Below are 3599 nucleotides of genomic sequence, written 5' to 3'. Positions count from 1 at the left end.
GCCAAATAACCAAAAGCCGTTTTTAAATGACTGGGAACACTGTAAGTAAGTTCTGTCAAACCGCCCCCAGCAGCGATATTAATAAAATACTGTTCATCTTGTGTTTCTCTGATTACGGCATGACCGACATCAATATTTAGAATCTGATTTTTACCAATAATTTCAATCGCTTCAAGCGGTTTTCCTCTTGGAATTTTTAAAGCCCTAGCAAAGTCGTTTGTCGTTCCCGTTGGAACAATAGCTAATTGAGGACGTTTCTCAAAAGGAGAAATTCCAGCTACAACTTCATTAATAGTACCATCACCACCAGCCGCAATGATTAAATCAAAGCCAGCTTCTGTTGCTCTTGCCGCCTCTTTTTTTGCGGAATCTTGTTCTGCTGTGGTTTGATAAGCACTGGCCTCATAACCATATTGCTCTAATTTATCCAAAATATCTGCAATATATTTTTTTATAATTTCTTGACCCGATGTCGGATTGTAAATCAATCTCGCCTTCATCATTTTCTCCGAAACCTTCTCTCATCCATTCTTAAAAATAATTTACTGACAAACTCCCAAAAGAGTGACCCCACCAATTGAACCAAAGTTCAAATTTCTGTCAGTAAATTTACGCTCTCACTAAAGTCTGTCAGTAATATTCAATACAAATTAGTTTATAAATCAAGCAAATCTTGCTCTGACCAGATTTCAATTCCTAAGTCTTTAGCTTTTTGTTGCAATTCTTCCCAACGGTCAGCAAAAACTAATTTAATCATAGCTTTGTCTTTTTCGGTCAAAGGGCGACCACCAGCACTTAGAATACTGTCAAAAATAGCGTCATCATCAGAGTTTGCGACTTCCGCCAAGTCTATCGGTTCGTTGACTGGTTTAGCTTCAGCACGTCCTAGTAAATAGTCAACCGATACATGGAAGTAGTCGGCTAGTTTTTCAAGGTTGTCAGCTTTCGGTTTTTGTTTTTTTAACGTATACAAATAGTTGTCGCCAAACCCTAGGTCATTAGCTACTTTTTGTAATGTTTTCCCCTGTTTTCTAGATAGTTCTTGTACTCTTTCAAATATAGTCATGTCAGCCTTTCAAGCATAACACGAAAATTATTTTACTTTTCTAGATAAAAACACTTGACTTTTATTATCTTGTAGAGTAAAATAGTTTTCAGTTAAGTTATTCAACAAAAAAGCAAAGACTTCTTTTAACTAGCTCCCCAGCAGGTTTATAAGTTCGTTGATTGCTCTTTTAATTATGCTTATATTTTACCTTTTTAGATAATAAATGTCAAAGGAAAATATCTAAAGAAGTAAAACAAAAAAAAGAAAGAAGGTAAAAAGTGCCACTACTAACCCCAGAAATGAAAAAAGCCTTGCGACGAGTTCAGGCTGACAAGCTCATGACAAAGAAAGACCTTGCGAAAGTCTTAGGAGTAACCGAAAAGACTGCTCAAAGTCTAACACGAGATAACGAACCGCAAGAAGTGAAAAACAAGGTTTTCAATGCGGTAGTATCTGTCATTGCTGAAAACTACTAACTGCGTGTGAGTACTAGAAAGAGGACAAATGAACGAAATTACAGTAAGCCTTGATGTCATCATCAAAAATAAAAATGTGATTGTCAGTAGTCTAAGTGTCGCTAAAGCATTTGACAGACAACATAGTCATATTTTAAGAAGTATCGAAGATATTAAACGAGATTGGGATAGTTTAATTCAGTCCAAAAATGGATTGAATAGAAATATAATCCCCCTGAAAAGTCAGGGCAATAAACAAGTGATTTTTACTGACTATTTTAAGGAAAGTGAATATATCGCGGAGAATGGACGTTTAGTTAAATTCTTTGAAATGAACCGTAACGGCTTTATGTTATTGGCTAACTCATTCAACGGTAAACGTATCTTACCAATTAAACTGGCTTTCATTGAACGGTTTGATGAGTTAGAGCATATCACCCTAGAACAAGCTAAAGAAACAGAAAATCGTAAAAACTTGAATCAAGCTATTAAAGAAAGCCCACATTTCAAGCCATTTTATTACTCAAGATTTTCTGATTTCCTTTGCCAACTGATTACACACAACAAATATAAAACTGTTAAAAAATTGAGAGAAGATAAAGGCTATTATGGTAAACAATTTAGCAAAATTCCCCTGAAATCGTTGCTTGATTCAGAGGAAGATTTAAAAAGATTGCAGAAATTAGAAAATAGTATTATTGCATGGCTAGAAATTGACTACAGTTTTCGAGAAATCAAAGCATTTTTGACAAAAGAAAAAGCCCAACCGCTACCAACGAAAAAGGGCTAATTCAAAACTTAGCATGATTCACGCGCTAACGTGATTTCATGCTCTTATTTTACCATAATGAGAGGAATTTTCAACATGAACACACCAATAAACAAAGAAACTTATATCCTTGATGATTCAATCGCTTTTGAACTCATGGACTTATTAAAAGCCAAGGCACGCCATTTTATCCAGCTTAATGAGTATGTCTACCGCTTGTTTGATGGTCAATCAGTAGTGACTTTCACAACGTTGGAAAACGATATTCAAGTAGAAATGGTTAAGGGGTAGGGTATGAAATTTAAAACATTTAATTTAAGAGCTTACCATCGCAAAGACGAAACTATACTTTCATTTGTTCTCAAAGGTGGACGGATACCAACAAGCAGAATCCTTTATATTAAAAAAGGCAACCCTTTTAAGATGAAAATCACGCACGAAATTGCTGAAAAGTACCGTATTAAACAAGAAATTAAGCAAACGCGAAAGAAAACAGACAGCCCTAACGGGTTGTATCCATTAATTGAAGCCATTGAAAAAGATGTATCTCAATTGTTAAATAAACAAGATAAGGACGATTGGGAGGGATGGAAACGCGTTTTTGCTTACGAATATCTTTATGATGTAGCTTTTAACCGAGGTGTTCGTCAGGAAAGACAACGTAGAAAAACCCAGCACAAAGCATTGACGGCATTTGATATTATCAGTTCCGAAGATGTTTCAGAGCTTTCTAATGAGCTAGGAATTAGTGAAGATAAACTAACGTACGCAGTTATGGAAGTTATCTCTAAACGCAAGAATGGAGGCATGGCATGAAGTTTACTTCGAGATATACTTTAAAAGATCTACGAGAACTCAACCACTTAACATTAAAACAAGTTGCTAGAAAAGTAAAACTGAACAGGGAACGTATAGCTGAACTAGAACAAGATAGTAGTTTTATCACAATTGATGAGATGTTTCGATTTTCAAAATTTTATGGTCTTTCAATAAAATATATTTTTATAGGGGAACAAGTTGATTTTGATAGAAAACTAAACGAATATTTAGGAGGTACTCCGTGAATGACGACACCTTAACGAACCTTGTGGCGCGTGGCTTAGTTGATGAAGTCATTCATTTATTTAATAAGTATCTTGGTACACAGCTCAAAATCAGAAATGAAAAGCGGGTATTACCTTATATCTCTAAAAAGCGTGTTATGGAAGACTTAGATATATCAGACGGCACTCTTGATAATTGGGAAAAGCACGGATTGAATCGCTATAAACCAAGATACAAAACTTCACTTATTTACTATTTGATTGATGATATATGCAAGTTCATC

The 3599-nt window shown here is 35.1% G+C and carries 8 protein-coding genes; 6 read left to right on the top strand and 2 right to left on the bottom strand.

What is annotated here, in order from left to right; translation table 11 throughout:
* The coding region (locus ABT112_RS34850; protein ID WP_351515796.1) for a YegS/Rv2252/BmrU family lipid kinase at positions 1 to 503 on the bottom strand (503 nt) is incomplete at its 3' end.
* 152 nt (positions 504 to 655) lie between these two features.
* Complete coding sequence (locus ABT112_RS34845; RefSeq protein ID WP_351515795.1) at positions 656 to 1066, bottom strand: helix-turn-helix domain-containing protein; 411 nt, start codon at positions 1064 to 1066, stop codon at positions 656 to 658.
* A gap of 260 nt (positions 1067 to 1326) precedes the next feature.
* On the opposite strand from ABT112_RS34845, the gene ABT112_RS34840 reads away from it, so the two are divergent.
* The 6 genes from ABT112_RS34840 to ABT112_RS34815 all read left to right on the top strand — a co-directional run.
* A complete protein-coding gene (locus tag ABT112_RS34840) occupies positions 1327 to 1524 on the top strand; it encodes a hypothetical protein (protein WP_015966790.1) in 198 nt (65 codons plus the stop codon).
* Positions 1525 to 1552: 28 nt separating this feature from the next.
* A complete protein-coding gene (locus tag ABT112_RS34835) occupies positions 1553 to 2293 on the top strand; it encodes a Rha family transcriptional regulator (RefSeq protein WP_014570324.1) in 741 nt (246 codons plus the stop codon).
* Between the two features lie 75 nt (positions 2294 to 2368).
* The gene (locus tag ABT112_RS34830) at positions 2369 to 2563 is read left to right on the top strand and encodes a DUF1655 domain-containing protein (protein WP_023188559.1); all 195 of its coding nucleotides are present in this window, start codon (positions 2369 to 2371) and stop codon (positions 2561 to 2563) included.
* 3 nt (positions 2564 to 2566) lie between these two features.
* Complete coding sequence (locus tag ABT112_RS34825) at positions 2567 to 3088, top strand: hypothetical protein (protein WP_010905053.1); 522 nt, start codon at positions 2567 to 2569, stop codon at positions 3086 to 3088.
* Entirely contained in the window at positions 3085 to 3336 is a 252-nt protein-coding gene (locus ABT112_RS34820) for a helix-turn-helix transcriptional regulator (protein WP_010905052.1), read from the top strand. Before ABT112_RS34825 ends, ABT112_RS34820 begins: the two co-directional genes overlap by 4 nt.
* A partial coding sequence (locus ABT112_RS34815; protein WP_351515794.1) for a hypothetical protein occupies positions 3333 to 3599 on the top strand: 267 nt, incomplete at its 3' end. The genes ABT112_RS34820 and ABT112_RS34815, both read left to right, overlap by 4 nt.

The sequence above is a fragment of the Streptomyces sp. NPDC002055 genome (genome assembly GCF_040296705.1).
Lineage (GTDB): Bacteria > Actinomycetota > Actinomycetes > Streptomycetales > Streptomycetaceae > Streptomyces.
The sequence above is the reverse complement of the archived record's forward strand: the minus strand, read 5'-3'. Positions and strand labels throughout refer to the sequence as shown.

Coding starts and splice junctions, on each gene's coding strand:
- ABT112_RS34830 (WP_023188559.1), top strand. CDS start 2,369: ATGAACACACCAATAAACAAAGAAACTTATATCCTTGATGATTCAATC.
- ABT112_RS34820 (WP_010905052.1), top strand. CDS start 3,085: ATGAAGTTTACTTCGAGATATACTTTAAAAGATCTACGAGAACTCAAC.
- ABT112_RS34845 (WP_351515795.1), bottom strand. CDS start 1,066: ATGACTATATTTGAAAGAGTACAAGAACTATCTAGAAAACAGGGGAAA.
- ABT112_RS34825 (WP_010905053.1), top strand. CDS start 2,567: ATGAAATTTAAAACATTTAATTTAAGAGCTTACCATCGCAAAGACGAA.
- ABT112_RS34835 (WP_014570324.1), top strand. CDS start 1,553: ATGAACGAAATTACAGTAAGCCTTGATGTCATCATCAAAAATAAAAAT.